This is a genomic window from Kluyvera sp. STS39-E (assembly GCF_040932435.1).
In the GTDB taxonomy this organism is placed as follows: Bacteria; Pseudomonadota; Gammaproteobacteria; order Enterobacterales; family Enterobacteriaceae; genus Kluyvera.
This window is the reverse complement of sequence record NZ_JBFQGA010000006.1, coordinates 336,532-353,590: the sequence shown is the minus strand read 5'-3', so window position 1 is coordinate 353,590 and position 17,059 is coordinate 336,532. Positions and strand designations below refer to the sequence as shown.

Genomic DNA, 17,059 nt, shown 5'->3' with positions numbered 1-17,059 from the left:
GAGTTTACCTGTCGTTGTCGGGTGCAGATGAATGTTTCTTGTTATGGTCTGTCCTACGGCACTTGCGTACCGTTTGGTACATTTTATCATTTAACGATATTGCATTGCCGAAAGCCTGACCGCCGCGTTGACCGCGCCATACTGCGCGTAGCCATGGCGTCTTTCGGTTAATTCAAAGAAGAAACGGCCCTCGCTGAACGGCCAGGTATAGCGATGCAGAAACTCACCGCCCGCGCTGTCGCGGTCGTAGAGAATTTGCTGACGCTGGAGGCGTTCTGCCTGTGCCGACACACCAAAACGCGCCAGCAAATCTTCGTAATAGTTGGCGGGTACCGGTAGCGAGAGCGAGGCGTCCAGCGGCTGACTTTCCAGCAGGGAAAGAAGGCTGTTGCAGGCAAAAGCCGCATGTTGAAGCCCCGCGCCCTGATAGCAAGCAACCGACCGGGCAATCTGCGTGGCCCGGCTTTGGGAAATATTCAGTGCTAGACGAATATTTCCCTGCGGGCTTTGCACCGCCAGGCTGCGGACCAGCCCGTAAGGATCGGGGAGAGTCTGTTCGTGTTCGAGGGTGAAGCCCAGCACCGTGCGGCAAAACATCACCCAGTTATCTCGGCTATCGGCATCCATCCCTAAGGCCAGATGGTCAATCCCCAGCAGATGCCCTTCGCTCGCCGTTGTGGTCAGATTAAAATCCTGTGCGTAGATATCTTGTTTATCATCAACCAGATAAATCAGGCTGCCATCCGGTGCGCACACGGCTGGAATAGCGCTTTCATTCGGCCCCGCGTCCCCCTGCCAGGTGGCGTAGCCATAGGCTTTGGCGCGGGCAATAATCGGCGCGCTTTCGCTAACCCGCAGCGCCATCGCGCAGAGCGAGACTCCGTGGCGCTGGTAAAAATGATCGGCCCAACTATGGGGCTGATAGTTAATAATGACCCGCGCACCACCGTTGCTCCACAGCGCCACCTGTTTTGAGCGGTGCATCCCCGCTAATCTAAACCCCATGCCTTCCAGCATATTACTGAGCTTTTTCGCTTCCGCAGGGCTTGCGGCAAATTCAATAAACTCGGTGCCACTGAAGGTCGGTAACGGTGCCGATGCAAATAGGTCGGCATCAGTTTCCCGAAGCGTTCGCTGCGTTTGTTCCTCTAGCCACAGCAGCGATCGATAGCCATCTTTCGCCGTCGTGCCGTTGGGCGAGGCGCGAAAACCGTCGTTGAAAATCTCCAACGACCAAGGGCCACGGTAGCCAAGACGCGTCAGTTCACGCGTGAACTCCACCAGCGGCAGTTCGCCTTGTCCGGGGAAACAGCGGAAATGGCGGCTCCATTCGAGCACGTCCATCTTCATCAACGGCGCATCGGCCAATTGCAGAAAGGTGATTTTCTCCATAGGGACTTCGTGCAGGCGGTGTAAATCGTCGCCCAACGCCAGGATATGAAAACTGTCGAGTACGATGCCCATCGCCGGGCTGTCGACGGTTTTTACCCGCTCCCACGCCTGATACCAGTGGTTTACCTGCGTTCCCCACGCCAGCGCTTCGTAGCCAATTTTGATATTTTCCCGTTCGGCGAGCGTCGCGAGCGCGCGCAAATCGGCTATTTGTAGCTCAACGTCAGCGGAACAGTCGGCCTGCACGTTGCTGCACAGCAGCATCGTGTCGCAGCCGAGCTCATGCATCAGGGAAAATTTACGTTTTGCGCGTGCCAGATTTGCTGCAAACTGGGTCCGGCTTGCGCCTTCAAAATCACGAAATGGCTGAAATAACGTAATTTTTAGCCCCAGATCGTCGGCCATCTTACGGACATCCGCTGGCGTACCGGTATAATAGAGCAAATCATTTTCGAAGATCTCAACCCCCTGATAACCTGCCGCGGCAATCGCGCTCAGTTTTTCGGGCAAGGTTCCAGAAATAGACACGGTAGCAATAGAACGCAGCATAGTTTCACCTGGCTTACGCGGTAACAGTTGCATCGAATATGAATCATTTGGTTCAACGCCGCCAGATTTGGTTGCTAATTTGTGATCGTTGTGTGTATTTTTTGTTCCACTGGAAAAGTTAACAGGAGTTGTTATGTCGGCCATTGACCACGATGAAGCCCAATCGCTCAAAACCCGCATTTTCACCGCTGCAATTGCCATTTTTGCAGAGCATGGGCTGGCTGGCGCCAGAATGGAACAGATAGCCGGAGAGGCACAGACCACCAAGCGCATGGTGGTTTATTACTTTAAAACCAAGGAAATGCTGTACCAGGCGGTACTGCAATATGTCTACGCGCGGATCCGTGAAACGGAACAGCAGCTAGGACTTGAGAATCAACCGCCGGTTGAAGCGCTGGTGCAATTGGTGAAATGGAGTGTGCGTTATCATGCTCAACACGCCGACTTTATGCGGATTATCTGTATGGAGAACATGCAGCGCGGAAAGTGGCTGCTCGCCAGTGGGGATTTGAAGCGGTTAAATAAGAGCGCCCTGTCGTTACTTGAGCACATTTTGCATCGAGGGCAGGAGCAAGGAATTTTTCAGCCAGCACTGGAAGCTCGTGACGTACACCGTTTAATTAGCTCTTTTAGCTTTTATCAGGTTTCCAACTTTTACAGTTTTAATAGCCTTTATCTGGACGGCCCGCTTCCGGATATCGATGATGAAGCACTCATCACTCACCATAGTGAACTGGCAGTGAAAGCGATTCTGCGCTTCGTCATCGCCTGACCACGCTATTTATTGACGGATAATTACTGCCCCGCCAGCGCCGTCACCACCTTTTGCATCGCTTCACGCGTGAGTTCTGAGCGCTGGACTTTATTATTTGCCAGCGCAGTACGGACAACGCCGGCAATCACAATATGTTTTGGCTCTTGGCCAAGATCACGCATTTCCAGCACCACTTTTCCCACCACGCGACACATCTCCTGGTACAAAACGTCGTCTTTCGTCAGATTTCCCATCATTTACGCTCGCTAATTTCCATTATAATCAATTTATTATTGTTTTGTTTCGTTGATAACGCAAATCAACATCTTACCGACAACGCTTCGTTTTTTGGCCGTTGCGCAATTATCTGTTACATTTTTACCGATAAATCGTTTTTAATTTGTTAATGGTCTTGTTTTATTTTTGAAACGGTGTTTTTATTTTCTTTTTGCCGCATAACATCGTATAATCCGCCGCGTTTCTTTCTTGAATGGTTTCAGCTCATTGGACTGCATTAATAAACGATTAAAACATCGCCTATTTCACTATGCTGAACCTCTAGCACACTTTCCTCTGCACGCTTTTTTTATGTCACCTATCCTTATGGCGTGGCATAGCAACTTTCGTAATACCGGTTTGACTCCGTGGCCGTGCGCGCATGGAGCGAGAATTCAAAATCCCAATCCTTCTCAATCTCAACTTAAAGACTAAGACTGTCATGAAAAAGACCAAAATTGTTTGCACCATCGGACCAAAAACTGAATCCGAAGAAATGTTAGGCAAAATGCTTGATGCTGGCATGAACGTTATGCGTCTGAACTTCTCCCACGGCGACTATGCTGAACACGGTCAGCGCATCAAAAACCTGCGCAACGTGATGGGCAAAACCGGTAAGAAAGCAGCAATCCTGCTGGATACCAAAGGTCCAGAAATCCGTACCATCAAGCTGGAAGGCGGTAACGACGTTTCTCTGAAAGCGGGCCAGACCTTCACTTTCACCACCGACAAATCCGTTGTGGGCAACAGCGACATCGTTGCTGTGACCTATGAAGGTTTCACCACTGACCTGACCGTGGGCAACACCGTTCTGGTTGACGATGGTCTGATCGGCATGGAAGTTACCGCTATCGAAGGTAACAACGTTATCTGTAAAGTGCTGAACAACGGTGACCTGGGCGAAAACAAAGGCGTTAACCTGCCAGGCGTTTCTATCGCACTGCCAGCACTGGCTGAAAAAGACAAACAGGATCTGATCTTCGGTTGCGAACAAGGCGTTGACTTTGTTGCTGCATCCTTCATCCGTAAGCGTTCCGACGTGGTTGAGATCCGTGAGCACCTGAAAGCCCACGGCGGCGCAAACATCCAGATCATCTCCAAGATCGAAAACCAGGAAGGCCTGAACAACTTCGACGAAATCCTCGAAGCTTCTGACGGCATCATGGTTGCTCGTGGCGATATGGGCGTTGAAATCCCAGTTGAAGAAGTTATCTTCGCGCAGAAAATGATCATCGAAAAATGTATCCGTGCTCGTAAAGTCGTTATCACTGCGACCCAGATGCTGGATTCCATGATCAAAAACCCACGCCCTACCCGCGCTGAAGCTGGCGACGTTGCTAACGCCATCCTCGACGGCACCGACGCAGTTATGCTGTCCGGCGAATCCGCTAAAGGTAAATACCCGCTGGAAGCTGTGACCATCATGGCAACCATCTGCGAACGTACCGATCGCGTGATGTCCAGCCGTCTGGACTTCAACAACGACAGCCGCAAACTGCGCATCACCGAAGCCGTTTGCCGTGGCGCTGTTGAAACCGCAGAAAAACTGGATGCACCGCTTATTGTTGTTGCAACCCAGGGCGGTAAATCTGCTCGTGCTATCCGTAAATACTTCCCAGACGCCACCATCCTGGCGCTGACTACCAACGAAACTACCGCGCGTCAGCTGGTGCTGAGCAAAGGCGTTGTCGCTCAGGTGGTTAAAGAAATCAGCTCTACCGATGATTTCTACCGTATGGGCAAAGAAGTCGCTGTAGAAAGCGGTCTGGCTCAGAAAGGTGACGTTGTTGTTATGGTTTCCGGTGCTCTGGTACCAAGCGGAACAACCAATACTGCATCCGTGCACGTACTGTAATAATTCACATACTTATTATAGTTTGCTTAAAAAAGCGCCCGACGGGCGCTTTTTTTATACATTCAGATAACATCATTGAATAAAAATCAAATAGGATTTCACTATTTAAAGTTTGATTATCTAAGATGAATCCGATGGAAGTTCCCTGTTTTCACAGCCTTTTTCACTGCAAAACCTTAAAGTCGGTGCTTCTTTGAGCGAACAATCAAAAATAAGGGAAAAGGTTTAAAAAAATATTCTCAATACAAAAAAGTTTGTGTAATACTTGTAGCGCTACATGGAGATTAACTCAATCTAGAGGGTATTTATAATGAATCGTACTAAACTGGTACTGGGCGCGGTAATCCTGGGTTCTACTCTGCTGGCAGGTTGCTCCAGCAATGCTAAAATCGATCAGCTGTCTTCTGACGTTCAGACTCTGAACGCTAAAGTTGACCAGCTGAGCAACGACGTGAACGCAGTGCGTTCCGACGTTCAGGCTGCTAAAGACGACGCAGCACGCGCTAACCAGCGTCTGGACAACCAGGCTCACTCTTACCGTAAGTAAGAGTTCTGGTAATAAAAATGGCGCACATTGTGCGCCATTTTTTTTGCCTGCGATTTACCCTTCTCTACTGCGTCACTTTCTCAGACGTCACATCACCATTTTGCGCCGACTGCACCGACGTTGCTGGCGTCATCTTCGAATCAGACACCATCATCGGATAACCCGCACGACGCGACAGAATTTTCTGCACTTGGGCTTCGCCTACGCTCGCCTGTTGCACGAACTGCTTGAAGTCAGGTGACAGCGTCATCTTCATGGTTTGCGTGTCCTGAGACTCGTTCTGTGACAATGGACGGTGCACTTCCAGATAGCGTGTGCCATTCGGCTCGACCGAATATTTCACCGGCTCGTTGATAACCCTAACCGGCGTCCCACTGCGCACCTGGGCGAACAGGGATTTAATATCCGGAGCATTCATGCGAATACACCCTGAGCTTACACGTAGACCGACGCTATCCGGCGCGTTGGTACCATGAATGAGATATTCGCCGTTACCGTAAGCTAGACGCAGCGCATACAGTCCCAGTGGGTTACCTGGCCCCGCAGGAACCACCGCCGGCAACGTTACGCCGCGTTCCAGCGAACGCTTGCGGATACCCGCCGTTGGCGTCCACGTTGGATTCGGGATTTTTTGCCCTACCCGGGTGGTCATTTCCGGGGTTTCCAGACCCTGTAGCCCAATACCGATAGGATACACCTGCACCTGCTGTGCGCCCGGCGGGAAGTAATACAACCGCAGTTCAGCAAGATTCACCACAATCCCTTCACGCGGCACATCCGGTAGCAACATTTGCGAGGGAATGGTCACCACGGTGCCCGCTCTGGGAACCGGCGCGATGGTATTGTTCGCTTCGAGGATTAACATCGCCGCCGTATCAAAGCGTCGGGCGATAGCCTGGAGGTTTTTGTCCCCTTCCTGGACGGTGTAGGTTTGGTTCTGACCGATTAAACGACTGTTGGCAGGGGGTAATGGGTAGTCGACGGCCCAGGCGCTAGAAATCGCGCTGAGGGCGCTTAAAATGCTGAGTGTTAAAAGAGACGCGCGCTTCATATCTGGATTCCTTATTCATTTTCACTGACAACATGCCAGAAAGCTGAACGACCAGTGGGACGGGCAACCCGCCCTTCTTTCTTCATAACAGAACCGAAGCTGTCTTTACTCGTTGTCTTTCGAGTTGCAGGTGCGTTGACTGCGTTCCCGCAACTCGAAATCCATAGAGTTTATATTAGCTAAAACTCGCCGCACGCGTACGAATTGCGCGGATCATCGCCTCCAATCCTTGAGAACGTGATGGCGTCAGATGCTGCGCTAGCGCCATCTCCTCAAACCAGGGACGTACGTCGAAGGCCTGCACATCCGTGGCGGTCATCCCATCGTAGAGGATAAACACAACGGCAATCAAGCCCTTAACGATAGCCGCATCGCTATCGCCCTGTAGCGTGATGCGCCCCTGCGCGTCACGGTCCATCACTATCCATACCTGGCTTTGACATCCTTGAATGATGTTTTGCGCCGTATGCTGCTCCGGGCTTAGCGGCGGCAATCGCTGCCCCAACTCGATGATATAGAGGTACTTCTCTTCCCAGTTGGCGCAACGGTTAAAGTTGCGCAACAGTTTGTCTTTGTCCGGTAAAACCGCCATCGTTGGCTCCCGTTATCCCAGTAAACGTCGAATGCGCTGTAACCCTGCCACCAGTCGGTCGACTTCCTCAGTGGTGTTGTACATGGCCAGCGATGCCCGACACATGGCGGGCACCTGATAAAACGCCATCAGCGGCATCGCACAGTGATGCCCGGTGCGCACAGCAATGCCATAATTATCGAGGAAACTCCCCACGTCATAGGCGTGGTGCTGCCCGAGGTTAAACGCAATAACGCCGACGCGATCGGCCGGACCGTAGAGGTGTAGATCGGGAACGTGGGTCAGCGCGTCCAGCGCGTAGCGCATCAGCGTCTGTTCATATTCACCGATGGCCGTTAGCCCCAAGCCGCTGACATAGTCCAGCGCGGCGCCTAGACCAATAATTCCTCCGGTATTCGGCGTGCCGGCTTCAAAACGCCACGGCGCTTTCGCCCAAGTCGTGCCCTCTGTCAGGCTGACGGTAGCAATCATTGAGCCACCGCCTTCCCACGGCGGCATGGATTGAAGAACATCGGCTTTCACATATAACGCGCCAATGCCCGTCGGCCCATACAGCTTATGGCCGGAGAAAGCATAAAAGTCACAGTCCAGCGCCTGCACGTCCACCGACTGATGCATCACCGCCTGCGCCCCGTCCACCAGCACTTTAGCGCCGTGCTGATGCGCCAGCGTAATCAATTCAGCCAACGGGTTTTCAGTGCCCAGCACGTTGGACACCTGCGTGACCGCCAGCAGGCGGGTGCGTTCATCAAACAGCTGCGCTGCGGCATCGAGTTGCAACGTACCATCGGCATTTAACGGGATCACGCGAATCTCAGCACCGCTACGCGTGCAGAGCATCTGCCACGGCACAATATTGGCATGATGCTCCATCGCGGTGATCACGATGTTGTCACCCGCTTTGACGTTGTCGGTGCCCCAACTGTTGGCCACCAGATTTATTGCTTCGGTGGTGCCGCGCACAAAAACAATTTCTTCCGCGCTGGCGGCATTAAGAAAATGCGCCACCTTCTGGCGCACCTCTTCCATCCGCTGCGTGGCTTCGGCGCTTAGCGTATGGATCCCGCGGTGGACGGCCGCATAACCGTGACGATAAAAGGCGGCCTCCGCGTGGATCACCTGCTCGGGTTTCTGCGCGCTGGCGGCTGAGTCGAGATAGGCCAGCGGCTGGCCGTTAACCTCGCGCGCCAGCACGGGAAAATCACTACGCACCTGTTGTACGGAAAAGGTCATTATTTACCTCCAGACAGACGCTGCCCAATCCGCTCCAGCACGTGTAGCTTGAGCGGTTCTAAGGGAATAACGTCCGTTAATCCAGCGGCGAAGGCGTAGAGGATGATTTTTTTCGCCTCCTCCAGCGCGATGCCACGGGCACGCAGATAAAAGAGCTGTTCGTCATCGATTCGGCCAACGGTCGCACCATGGCTGCACTTCACATCATCCGCGTAAATTTCCAGCTGCGGCTTGGTATCAACCTCCGCCAAGCGCCCCAACAGCAGATTGTTATTAGTCATCTGCCCGTCGGTTTTAATGGCATGCGGTGCCACCGTGATCACGCCGTTAAAGACCGCACGACCTTTGTCGCTGACGATGGTTTTGTGCAACTGGCGGCTATCACAGTAGCCTTTGTTGTGCTCAAGCCAAGTACGTGTGTCGCACACTTCGTTATTGACCGGCATCGCCAAGCTGTTGATGCGCAGCGTGCTGTTTTCGTCATTCAGCTGCGTGCTGGTGTGATGACGCGTCACCGCCGCCCCCAGCAGGAAGCTATGGCTGAAGGCAGACGCGTCGCGCCCTAAGCGCAGATCGTTATGACCAAAATGGTAGCTCTGGGCATTTTCAAAGCCCAGTTTGAAATGCTGAAGCTGGGCGTTATCAGCCACCTCAGCGGTCAGGCGTGAGCCGGTAAAGTGGCGCGCGTCGTTCAGACTGACGTACTGCTCAATCACCGTCGCCTGCGCCCCGCTCTCTAGTTGCAGATGGTGGCGATAGTGCGCGGTGTTCATCTCATCGCTCGTCAGGCCGCGAGTGATATGCAGCAGCAATAGCGGTTTGGCGGGCCGTTGGTTACGGCGCACCTGAATATGGGTGACGCTGGTCGCCAGACTTTCGGTTAAATGCAGGAATATCTCACCGTGAACGGCTTCCGGCAGCGATTGTCGCTGGTTGTTGACCGTGACCTCAAAGCCGCTGTCTGAGAGTGAGTCGCTAAGCCGCGCATCGAACTGTCCGTCGACAAACACCAGACGCCAAGTATCTAGCGCCAACGCATGGGCATCGCACTCGGCCACCGTCAGCGCCGGGAGCGCCGGGGCAACAAAAGTACTGGTCAGCAGTTTATCCAGCGACGTGTATTTCCAGTCTTCGTCTTTACGCGAAGGCAGCCCCAGATCTTTAACCTGTTTAAGATGCGCGAGCGCCTGCGGCGACGCCTGTCCACCACGCGCTTGAAGTAACGCATGCCACTGCTGCAACGCGCTACTGCTGTTCGCTAAGCCAGCCATAGCCCTGCTCCTCCAGTTGTTTCACCAGAGTGAAGTCTCCGGATTTCACAATGCGTCCCTGATAAAGCACGTGCACAACATCAGGCTTGATGTAGTCCAGAATCCGCTGATAGTGGGTCACGATGATAAAGGCGCGCTTACCGTCACGCAGGGAGTTCACCCCTTCAGAGACAACTTTCAATGCATCGATATCCAGCCCGGAGTCCGTTTCATCAAGAATGCATAAAGATGGCTCCAGCACCGCCATCTGTAGGATATCATTGCGTTTTTTCTCACCACCGGAGAAACCGACGTTCACCGAACGGGTTAATAGATCCGGCGGCATTTTCAAAAGATCGATCTTAGCTTCCATTAGATCTTGGAAGTCGAAACGATCCAGCGGTTCCTGTCCGCGATGGGCGCGTACCGCGTTAAGCGCAGTTTGCAGGAAAAACTGGTTGCTGACGCCGGGGATCTCCACCGGATATTGAAAGGCCATAAAAATACCTTCGCCCGCACGTTCTTCCGGCGACATCGCCAGCAGGTCGTTACCGTTAAAGGTCACTTCACCGCCGGTCACGGTATAATCTTCACGCCCGGCAAGCGTGGCGGAGAGCGTACTTTTCCCCGAACCGTTCGGCCCCATGATGGCGTGGACTTCGCCCGGACGCACGTTCAGACTCACTCCACGAAGGATGGCCTTATCATCAACCGAGACCTGTAAATCTTTGATATTCAACATACCGTTTCCCTTAATACTTAACCGACGCTGTGTTCAAGGCTGATAGCCAGCAATTTTTGTGCTTCCACGGCAAACTCCAGCGGCAGTTCCGAGAAAACATCCTTACAAAAGCCATTCACAATCATCGAGATAGCATCATCTTCGCTAATCCCTCGTTGCAGGCAGTAAAACAGTTGGTCTTCACCAATACGTGAGGTGGTCGCCTCATGTTCTAGCGTGGCGCTGTTGTTGCGACATTCCACGTATGGGAAGGTATGGGCACCGCAGTCCGGGCCAATCAGCATTGAGTCGCACTGGGTAAAGTTACGTGCGTTGGTCGCGGTCGGCATGATTTTCACCAAGCCGCGGTAGCTGTTCTGGCTGTGTCCGGCGGAGATCCCTTTTGAGATAATGGTTGATTTGGTGTTTTTGCCGATGTGGATCATTTTGGTGCCGGTATCGGCCTGCTGATGACCGCTGGTCAGCGCCACCGAGAAAAATTCACCGACTGAGTTGTCGCCGCGCAGAATGCAGCTTGGGTATTTCCAAGTGATAGCCGAACCGGTTTCCGACTGCGTCCACGACATCTTGCTGTTTTCGCCTTCGCACAGCGCGCGTTTGGTGACAAAGTTGAGAATGCCGCCGCTGTTGCCGTCGCCGGGGAACCAGTTCTGCACGGTGGAATATTTCACTTCCGCATCTTTATGGATAATCACTTCCACGACCGCCGCATGGAGCTGGTAGCTGTCACGCACCGGGGCCGAGCAGCCTTCAATGTAACTGACGTAGCTGCCTTCATCGGCAATCAGAATGGTGCGTTCAAACTGACCGGTCTTTTCCGCGTTAATGCGAAAATAGGTTGATAGCTCCATCGGACAGCGCACGCCTTTCGGGATATAGATAAAGGTGCCATCTGAGGCAACGGCGGCGTTGAGCGCGGCAAAGAAGTTGTCGTTTTCCGGCACCACCGTGCCAAGGTAGCGCTTTACCAGCTCAGCATGTTCATGGATGGCTTCGCCAAAAGAGCAAAAAATCACGCCATGTTCGGCCAGCTTTTCTCGGTAGGTCGTCGCGACCGAAACGGAGTCAAAAATGGCGTCAACCGCCACCTCTTTTCCTTCTCGTACCGGGACACCCAGTTGGTTAAACGCGGCTTCGACCTCATCGGTCAAGAAGCTGCTCGTCCCTGCCTGCTGGTTCGCGCCGGGTTCCGAGGCGCAGGTATCGTCGCAGTTACCGCATGATGGCGCTGAGTAATAGCTGTAATCCTGGTAGTTTAAGCCTTCATAGTTGGCTTTCAGCCAGTGTGGTTCTTCCATTTCTAGCCAAGCGTGATAGGCCTTCAGGCGAAATTCCAACATCCACTCTGGTTCATTACGTCGTGCAGAAATCGCCCGCACAACGCTTTCGTTAATGCCCTGCGCCAATTCGTCGGTTTGTAGTTGGGTAAAGAACCCTTCTTTGTAATTCAGCGGGCCACCGGCCCAGCTCTGGACATCGTCAGTTGCTTCAGTATTACGAGACATAGTACCGCCTATACCCCAAAGCTTTCGCCGCAGCCGCATTCGTTTTGGGCTTTCGGGTTATGAAATTTGAACAGCTGGTTTAAACCTTCACGGACGTAATCCACTTCCGTACCGTCGATAAACGGCATCGCCTGCAGCGCCACAAACAGCTTCGCGCCGTCGGTTTCGAAAATGAGATCGTCCTTTTCAACCGACGTCACGGTGTCGAGCACGTAGCCAAAGCCAGCGCAGCCGGTTTGCTTCACGCCGAGCCGTAGACCAAGGATCTCGGGTTTGTTGCTGATTAACTGGTGAATATGCGCTGCTGCCGCTGGCGTAAGCGTTAAGCCGCGCCACGCAAAATCAGCAGGATTGAAAGTTTCTGACTGCAGTTCCATCGTTCCACCTCATGTTTTAGGCCACTAGGGCATAACACCATGTTAGTGATAATGATTATCACTTCAACCCCTGATCAGCAGGGGCTTTGCGCGAAAAAAGCCTTTTACTAAGCATAGACCCTGTGTGGTGGCTGGATAGGCTAAGCAAAAATTATGTAATTAACTGATAAATATTGGGATTGGGTGGCCTACAAGCGTGAAGATGGGCGTTTGTAAAGATGTGCTAAAAATGCCTATTTATCTGATAGATATTTTGCTGTTTTTGGCAAATACACTCCCACCCTCGCATGTCAGCGGTCCATCGGGATTTTTGTCCCATGAACAAATTTCCGCAGATAATTCTGCAGTAAGCGTTAAGATAACCGCTCAGCCGAGTTAGCCCGTCAGTCGGCGACTCAAAAGATGTAGGGAGCGATGGTATCAATATGCAGCGTCAGGACGTTTTATCATCAAGAATAAAATCAATTGGTTATGACGAAAAACATAAGCTTCTTGAAATAGAGTTTTTTACTTTAGGCATCTACCAGTATGTTGGTGTTCCGCTAAAAACTTACGCCACTTTTTTAAGCGTTAAATCCAAAGGACGTTTTTTTGACGGCGTTATTAAAGATAAATTTCTCTGCCGTAAGATAGGTTAAACACTCTTTGGGGTTCTACAGACCCGTTTTTTTACTCTCTGAATAGCACATCAGATTATGGAGTTCACATGGAAAATCAACATATTGGTGACGTCGTCCTTGATGAAAAAGCTATCGCCACAGGCGTAAGCAGCGTGGCGGCGCAACTGAACAACGATTTTACGGATGCCGTCGTGATTACCGTTGTTCCCGGCGGGATCCTCTATACCGCCGACCTCACCCGGCAGCTTAATTTTGATATCAGCATGGATTATATATCGTGCCCCCATACGCCAGGCGATCGTAACAACAACTCCAGCATCGTTTACCACCATAATATTGAGATTGCTGGCCGCCACATCATCATCATCGACGATGCTATCGAGTCTGGCGGCACCATGAAACGTCTAGTGGAATTCATTGCGCAAAACTATCAGCCCGCGTCTATTTCGATTGCCGTGCTGTTCGTCAAACCCGGCCGCGTTGAGATCCCCGTTAAACAATATTATGCCTACGAAATGGATAACGACGACCTGCTGATCGGTTATGGCATGCCGTGGGACAACAAATACCGCAACCGGCCGAATGTGGCCAAGCTTATCAAGTAACAACCTGCCGCCTCCGCAGATGACATGACGTTATGTCATCTGCGATTTTAATAAACGTGAATGTGAAAAACTCGAGGCCTCACGTGTGGTTTATTTCTGGCCGTTAATCAGAAAATGAAGCCTGATTTTCAGTGATTGAATCGCGGAGGTAACGGGTTGGAGTGGTCCCTGTGTACTGGCGGAAAAAGACAATGAATGCACTGTCGCTGACAAAATCAAGCTGCTGAGCAACCTGACTCAGTTGCCAACCATCACAGAGCATTTCCATTGCTTTCAGCAGCCGCCATTGTTGCCTCCAACTCTGATAATTCATTCCCGTATCTCTGGTAAATATACGGCTTATTGTACGTTCACATGCCCCGACCTTTTGAGCTAACTGTCCCAGACGTGGGGGCAATTCTCCCCTGCGCACCCTGTCCAGCCATGCGCTCAGACGATTATCGGAGGGAAATTTCAACGTCCAGTTTTCGCTTTGAGCACTTTTGATTTCTTCACAAAAAACGGTGATTAGGCTGCCTTGTCGTTCTTCCGTCATTCCCCATTGCCAAAAGGCCATCCGTTCTATCACCTCGAAGAACAGCGGATTAACTTCAACGATCTGCAGAGGCAACTCTAATAACGGTAATTTGCTTGAAAAATAAAGAGAACGATAGGCCATTGAGCTATTCATAATCGCACGATGAACCGTGCCAGCCGGTATCCAGGCCGCGCGTCGAGGCGGCAGTAGGCATAGGGTATTATCCAGCTCAATGGTGATGCTTCCGGCCGCCGAGAAAAGGAGCTGATGGCGAAGGTGGCTATGCATCCCTGAATCGTGCACCCCCATATCGGATGCAATTCCGATAACCAACTCATCGAACGTGTCCGGATCGAAAGAATCATCTTGATTGATCTTCATCTTATGTCCGACTTTTAATATATACAGTCCTTATAATGGTAATGAGACATAGCAAGTTTCGCAATAATAGCTGCATATTCTGTTTATCTAAGGATTGTTGCTATGAATATCCATAAACAGCCACCGTTGTGGCTGCTGACATTATTAATCATGTTTCCCCAGTTGGTGGAAACCATATACAGCCCGGCATTGCCAAACATTGCCCATGCCTTTTCGGTAAGCAGTGAGCGTGCCGCTCAGACTCTTTCAGTCTATTTTGTCGCATTTGCCGTCGGCGTTGCGCTCTGGGGCTGGTTAAGCGACCGCATCGGTCGTCGACCAGCCATGATAGCTGGACTGCTGTGCTACGGGACAGGCTCCGCACTGGCGCTGGTTGCGACAGACTTTAGCGTCTTGCTCCTCGCTCGCATGGTGGCAGCCGTCGGCGCTGCGGCAGGGTCCGTTGTTGTGCAGACCATGCTGCGGGATAGTTATGAATCGACTGCATTAGCCCGCGTCTTTTCCGTTATGGGAGCGGCGCTTGCAGTGAGCCCAGTCTTTGGCCTAGTCAGCGGAGGCTGGCTGGTTAGCCTGTATGGTCATGCTGGCGTATTTATTGCGCTGGTCACAATGGCGCTCGTGCTGCTCACGCTGACGGTCATCATGCTGCCTGAAACGCGGTCAGCAAATACATCTGGCTCCCGGTTTGGCGGGCTGGCTAGCCGGATGGCGGGAGATAGAAGTCTGTGGAAAAATGCGATGCTTGTTGCGCTGCTGAATACGATGCTTTTCAGCTACTACAGTCTTGCACCGTTTCTGTTCGGACAATTGGGCTGGAGTTCTCAGGCCTTCGGATGGACGGGAGTCTTACTGGCCCTTGCCTCTTTAACGGGAAGCCTCTGGAACAGGAAGTTGCTGTCCATCGGCTTGTCTCCTGAACGACTAGTGAAAAATGCCTGCGCGCTAGCGCTTTTATCGGGCGTCATGGCATGGCTATTACAGCAATCGGTCTGGATCCTTTTGCCGATGGCCGGCGTCGTGGTTGCCTATGGTATTGCGATCCCCAACGTACTGAGCCAAGCCTTGAGCCAATACCGTGAACAGGCAGGGGCCGCCGGAGCGCTGTTTGGATTGGTCTACTATCTATTGCTGGGAATGATGCTGGGACTTGCCGGTATCGTGCAGCAACTGGGATTAGTTCTGACAGTTTGTGCTGTGATAGCTTGGCTTTGCTGCCTATCACGCCGCTAAAAACCCGGTGCCGCTGAGACACTCTGACTTGCCCTTCTCAGCCAACAAAAAGCACCGGATAACATGCCAATGCCGCCTTCGGGCGGCATTTTTAGCGTTGTCGTTGTCCGTTGGGCTCACCGTTTATTGTGAACCTTATCTTGAAAGGATTGATTGGAATAAAGCAAATGAGTAACATCCGCTCTTTCGGATAAAGAAAATGTCTATTGCTGATTCACTTCTCGCTTTCTCCTTCGCAGCACTATTACTCACGCTCACTCCAGGCCTAGATACAGCGCTCATCCTTCGAACGGCCTGCGCTGAGGGCGGTAAAAAAGCTTTCCATGCGGCTCTTGGAATAGACTTCGGCTGTTTCATATGGGGCACGCTTGTCGCGTTTGGTTTAGGCGCACTAATGGCGGCTTCAGAGCTCGCTTATTCAATGCTCAAAATCTGCGGCGCGATATACCTGTGCTGGTTAGGTTTACAGCTATTGATGCGACCGAGATCGTCTTTTAACCCTAGCGATAACGGTATTTCTTCATCCGGAAATTGGTTTGTGAAAGGAATGCTTGGGAATGTACTCAACCCTAAAATGGGTATTTTCTATGTCTCTTTTTTGCCTCAATTCATCCCGGCCGGGCACTCTCCTCTAATCTGGACATTTATTCTTGTTAGCATTCATGTCGCGATAGGGACAATTTGGTCTGTCACGCTCATTTTATCGACGCACTTTGCATCCGCCATGCTGAAGAAAAGTCATATAGTCAGGATAATGGACAGAGCTACCGGCGGTTTGTTTATATGCTTTGCGGCTAAACTGGCTCTCAGTTCGAGATAAACCAATTGGTGATGGCGCCGCACAACATGTCCGCTTCTGGCATGGAGCGGACGAGTTATCTGAGGCGAAGGTCCGCGGTGAGCAAACCTTCGTCTCTTTTGTTTTTCAAAACCATAACAATCAATCATTGTTCGGTATTGGATAACTTAACTCTATATCAGGAGCATCAGCTAAATGCCTACCTGAGCGGGCCATCAAATACCCAGCAATCTCTTCTGCACTAAGATGGGTATGTAACATTTCAGGATTCTGAAACCAGCTATCCGGCCAGAATATTAGGTCGGATGGATTACCAGAAAAATTACATTCAAGTAATGAAAGCGCGAAGCTTTGTTCAGATTCTTTGCCTTCGCAGTTGCATATGAATTTGATTGTTTGAAGCAGTTCTTCCCACGTAAAGTCGGGGTAAAATTTATCCAGATTAAAAGCCATCCGGGTAAACTCTCTGGCGCTGGTCCAAGAGGCGTAATCTCTGAAATCAGAAAATGCATAGGGACACACAACATGATTGTTCCATTCGACAATCATAGCCGCCAGAATAGGGTCTTCCTCATCTGAACCTTCATCAATTTTAGAAAGTATAAATTCAGCATTTTTTGAGAGTTCATTAATCTTTTTACTACTGACTTTGGTGGGTTTCATCCTTTCTGGCAGTGGCATTGTTTTAATCCTTGAGAAGTAGGACATTAAAAATATTGGTTAAGAATAATACTACCTATGCAGATGCTGCACTACTACAGTCCGCCTAGGACACCAAGCAGAC

General features: G+C 51.4%; 18 protein-coding genes and 1 pseudogene. 7 read left to right on the top strand and 12 right to left on the bottom strand.

What is annotated here, in order from left to right; translation table 11 throughout:
• Positions 1 to 90 precede the first annotated feature (90 nt).
• A complete protein-coding gene (locus tag AB4K05_RS15730; RefSeq protein WP_368480964.1) occupies positions 91 to 1,941 on the bottom strand; it encodes a bifunctional sugar phosphate isomerase/epimerase/4-hydroxyphenylpyruvate dioxygenase family protein in 1,851 nt (616 codons plus the stop codon).
• Between the two features lie 133 nt (positions 1,942 to 2,074).
• On the opposite strand from AB4K05_RS15730, the gene AB4K05_RS15725 reads away from it, so the two are divergent.
• Positions 2,075 to 2,713 (top strand): TetR family transcriptional regulator, encoded by a 639-nt coding sequence (locus tag AB4K05_RS15725; protein WP_368480862.1) that lies wholly within the window; start codon positions 2,075 to 2,077, stop codon positions 2,711 to 2,713.
• Between the two features lie 23 nt (positions 2,714 to 2,736).
• Here the strand turns inward: AB4K05_RS15725 and fumD are convergent, their stop codons facing one another.
• Both fumD and AB4K05_RS15715 read right to left on the bottom strand, forming a co-directional pair.
• A complete protein-coding gene (gene fumD, locus AB4K05_RS15720; protein ID WP_368480963.1) occupies positions 2,737 to 2,949 on the bottom strand; it encodes a fumarate hydratase FumD in 213 nt (70 codons plus the stop codon).
• A gap of 183 nt (positions 2,950 to 3,132) precedes the next feature.
• Positions 3,133 to 3,219: pseudogene (locus tag AB4K05_RS15715) on the bottom strand (hypothetical protein); the annotation flags it as partial.
• 194 nt (positions 3,220 to 3,413) lie between these two features.
• On the opposite strand from AB4K05_RS15715, the gene pykF reads away from it, so the two are divergent.
• Both pykF and AB4K05_RS15705 read left to right on the top strand, forming a co-directional pair.
• Positions 3,414 to 4,826, top strand: a complete 1,413-nt coding sequence (gene pykF / locus AB4K05_RS15710) for a pyruvate kinase PykF (protein WP_368480861.1) — start codon at positions 3,414 to 3,416, stop codon at positions 4,824 to 4,826.
• Between the two features lie 310 nt (positions 4,827 to 5,136).
• The gene (locus tag AB4K05_RS15705) at positions 5,137 to 5,373 is read left to right on the top strand and encodes a major outer membrane lipoprotein (protein ID WP_006118977.1); all 237 of its coding nucleotides are present in this window, start codon (positions 5,137 to 5,139) and stop codon (positions 5,371 to 5,373) included.
• 64 nt (positions 5,374 to 5,437) lie between these two features.
• Here AB4K05_RS15705 and AB4K05_RS15700 read toward each other — a convergent pair whose 3' ends face one another.
• The 7 genes from AB4K05_RS15700 to sufA all read right to left on the bottom strand — a co-directional run bounded on the left by AB4K05_RS15700 (position 5,438) and on the right by sufA (position 12,123).
• On the bottom strand, positions 5,438 to 6,424 hold the full coding sequence (locus AB4K05_RS15700) for a L,D-transpeptidase family protein (protein ID WP_368480860.1): 987 nt from the start codon (positions 6,422 to 6,424) through the stop codon (positions 5,438 to 5,440).
• Positions 6,425 to 6,599: 175 nt separating this feature from the next.
• On the bottom strand, positions 6,600 to 7,016 hold the full coding sequence (gene sufE / locus AB4K05_RS15695) for a cysteine desulfuration protein SufE (protein WP_368480859.1): 417 nt from the start codon (positions 7,014 to 7,016) through the stop codon (positions 6,600 to 6,602).
• Between the two features lie 12 nt (positions 7,017 to 7,028).
• Positions 7,029 to 8,249 carry a cysteine desulfurase SufS gene (gene sufS / locus AB4K05_RS15690; RefSeq protein ID WP_368480858.1) on the bottom strand — a complete coding sequence of 407 codons (1,221 nt, stop codon included), beginning with the start codon at positions 8,247 to 8,249 and terminating at the stop codon, positions 7,029 to 7,031.
• On the bottom strand, positions 8,249 to 9,520 hold the full coding sequence (gene sufD, locus AB4K05_RS15685) for a Fe-S cluster assembly protein SufD (protein WP_368480857.1): 1,272 nt from the start codon (positions 9,518 to 9,520) through the stop codon (positions 8,249 to 8,251). Before sufD ends, sufS begins: the two co-directional genes overlap by 1 nt.
• On the bottom strand, positions 9,495 to 10,241 hold the full coding sequence (gene sufC / locus AB4K05_RS15680) for a Fe-S cluster assembly ATPase SufC (RefSeq protein ID WP_368480856.1): 747 nt from the start codon (positions 10,239 to 10,241) through the stop codon (positions 9,495 to 9,497). Before sufC ends, sufD begins: the two co-directional genes overlap by 26 nt.
• A gap of 17 nt (positions 10,242 to 10,258) precedes the next feature.
• Positions 10,259 to 11,746, bottom strand: coding sequence for a Fe-S cluster assembly protein SufB (sufB, locus tag AB4K05_RS15675; protein ID WP_368480855.1), 1,488 nt, complete (start codon positions 11,744 to 11,746; stop codon positions 10,259 to 10,261).
• An 8-nt stretch (positions 11,747 to 11,754) separates the two neighbouring features.
• Positions 11,755 to 12,123 (bottom strand): Fe-S cluster assembly scaffold SufA, encoded by a 369-nt coding sequence (sufA, locus tag AB4K05_RS15670; protein WP_368480854.1) that lies wholly within the window; start codon positions 12,121 to 12,123, stop codon positions 11,755 to 11,757.
• 425 nt (positions 12,124 to 12,548) lie between these two features.
• On the opposite strand from sufA, the gene AB4K05_RS15665 reads away from it, so the two are divergent.
• Together AB4K05_RS15665 and AB4K05_RS15660 are read left to right on the top strand one after the other, a co-directional pair.
• Positions 12,549 to 12,761, top strand: a complete 213-nt coding sequence (locus tag AB4K05_RS15665) for a KTSC domain-containing protein (RefSeq protein ID WP_368480853.1) — start codon at positions 12,549 to 12,551, stop codon at positions 12,759 to 12,761.
• Positions 12,762 to 12,829: 68 nt separating this feature from the next.
• On the top strand, positions 12,830 to 13,348 hold the full coding sequence (locus tag AB4K05_RS15660; RefSeq protein ID WP_368480852.1) for a phosphoribosyltransferase: 519 nt from the start codon (positions 12,830 to 12,832) through the stop codon (positions 13,346 to 13,348).
• A 103-nt stretch (positions 13,349 to 13,451) separates the two neighbouring features.
• Here the strand turns inward: AB4K05_RS15660 and AB4K05_RS15655 are convergent, their stop codons facing one another.
• Complete coding sequence (locus tag AB4K05_RS15655; protein WP_368480851.1) at positions 13,452 to 14,246, bottom strand: helix-turn-helix domain-containing protein; 795 nt, start codon at positions 14,244 to 14,246, stop codon at positions 13,452 to 13,454.
• 102 nt (positions 14,247 to 14,348) lie between these two features.
• Here AB4K05_RS15655 and AB4K05_RS15650 point away from each other — a divergent pair, with 102 nt between their 5' ends.
• On the top strand, positions 14,349 to 15,476 hold the full coding sequence (locus tag AB4K05_RS15650) for a multidrug effflux MFS transporter (protein ID WP_368480850.1): 1,128 nt from the start codon (positions 14,349 to 14,351) through the stop codon (positions 15,474 to 15,476).
• 199 nt (positions 15,477 to 15,675) lie between these two features.
• Positions 15,676 to 16,296, top strand: a complete 621-nt coding sequence (locus AB4K05_RS15645) for a LysE family translocator (RefSeq protein ID WP_368480849.1) — start codon at positions 15,676 to 15,678, stop codon at positions 16,294 to 16,296.
• Positions 16,297 to 16,416: 120 nt separating this feature from the next.
• On the opposite strand, the gene AB4K05_RS15640 is transcribed toward AB4K05_RS15645, so the two are convergent.
• Positions 16,417 to 16,956: a hypothetical protein gene (locus AB4K05_RS15640; RefSeq protein ID WP_368480848.1), complete on the bottom strand. Its 540-nt coding sequence runs from the start codon at positions 16,954 to 16,956 to the stop codon at positions 16,417 to 16,419.
• Positions 16,957 to 17,059: the final 103 nt, after the last annotated feature.

Bases quoted from the DNA above. Each gene is read 5' to 3' on its own strand.
- AB4K05_RS15730 (WP_368480964.1), bottom strand. From the start codon at position 1,941: ATGCTGCGTTCTATTGCTACCGTGTCTATTTCTGGAACCTTGCCCGAA.
- AB4K05_RS15705 (WP_006118977.1), top strand. From the start codon at position 5,137: ATGAATCGTACTAAACTGGTACTGGGCGCGGTAATCCTGGGTTCTACT.
- AB4K05_RS15650 (WP_368480850.1), top strand. From the start codon at position 14,349: ATGAATATCCATAAACAGCCACCGTTGTGGCTGCTGACATTATTAATC.
- AB4K05_RS15725 (WP_368480862.1), top strand. From the start codon at position 2,075: ATGTCGGCCATTGACCACGATGAAGCCCAATCGCTCAAAACCCGCATT.
- AB4K05_RS15640 (WP_368480848.1), bottom strand. From the start codon at position 16,956: ATGCCACTGCCAGAAAGGATGAAACCCACCAAAGTCAGTAGTAAAAAG.
- sufE (WP_368480859.1), bottom strand. From the start codon at position 7,016: ATGGCGGTTTTACCGGACAAAGACAAACTGTTGCGCAACTTTAACCGT.
- fumD (WP_368480963.1), bottom strand. From the start codon at position 2,949: ATGGGAAATCTGACGAAAGACGACGTTTTGTACCAGGAGATGTGTCGC.
- AB4K05_RS15700 (WP_368480860.1), bottom strand. From the start codon at position 6,424: ATGAAGCGCGCGTCTCTTTTAACACTCAGCATTTTAAGCGCCCTCAGC.
- AB4K05_RS15660 (WP_368480852.1), top strand. From the start codon at position 12,830: ATGGAAAATCAACATATTGGTGACGTCGTCCTTGATGAAAAAGCTATC.
- AB4K05_RS15655 (WP_368480851.1), bottom strand. From the start codon at position 14,246: ATGAAGATCAATCAAGATGATTCTTTCGATCCGGACACGTTCGATGAG.
- sufA (WP_368480854.1), bottom strand. From the start codon at position 12,123: ATGGAACTGCAGTCAGAAACTTTCAATCCTGCTGATTTTGCGTGGCGC.
- pykF (WP_368480861.1), top strand. From the start codon at position 3,414: ATGAAAAAGACCAAAATTGTTTGCACCATCGGACCAAAAACTGAATCC.
- sufS (WP_368480858.1), bottom strand. From the start codon at position 8,249: ATGACCTTTTCCGTACAACAGGTGCGTAGTGATTTTCCCGTGCTGGCG.
- sufC (WP_368480856.1), bottom strand. From the start codon at position 10,241: ATGTTGAATATCAAAGATTTACAGGTCTCGGTTGATGATAAGGCCATC.
- sufD (WP_368480857.1), bottom strand. From the start codon at position 9,520: ATGGCTGGCTTAGCGAACAGCAGTAGCGCGTTGCAGCAGTGGCATGCG.
- AB4K05_RS15665 (WP_368480853.1), top strand. From the start codon at position 12,549: ATGCAGCGTCAGGACGTTTTATCATCAAGAATAAAATCAATTGGTTAT.
- sufB (WP_368480855.1), bottom strand. From the start codon at position 11,746: ATGTCTCGTAATACTGAAGCAACTGACGATGTCCAGAGCTGGGCCGGT.
- AB4K05_RS15645 (WP_368480849.1), top strand. From the start codon at position 15,676: ATGTCTATTGCTGATTCACTTCTCGCTTTCTCCTTCGCAGCACTATTA.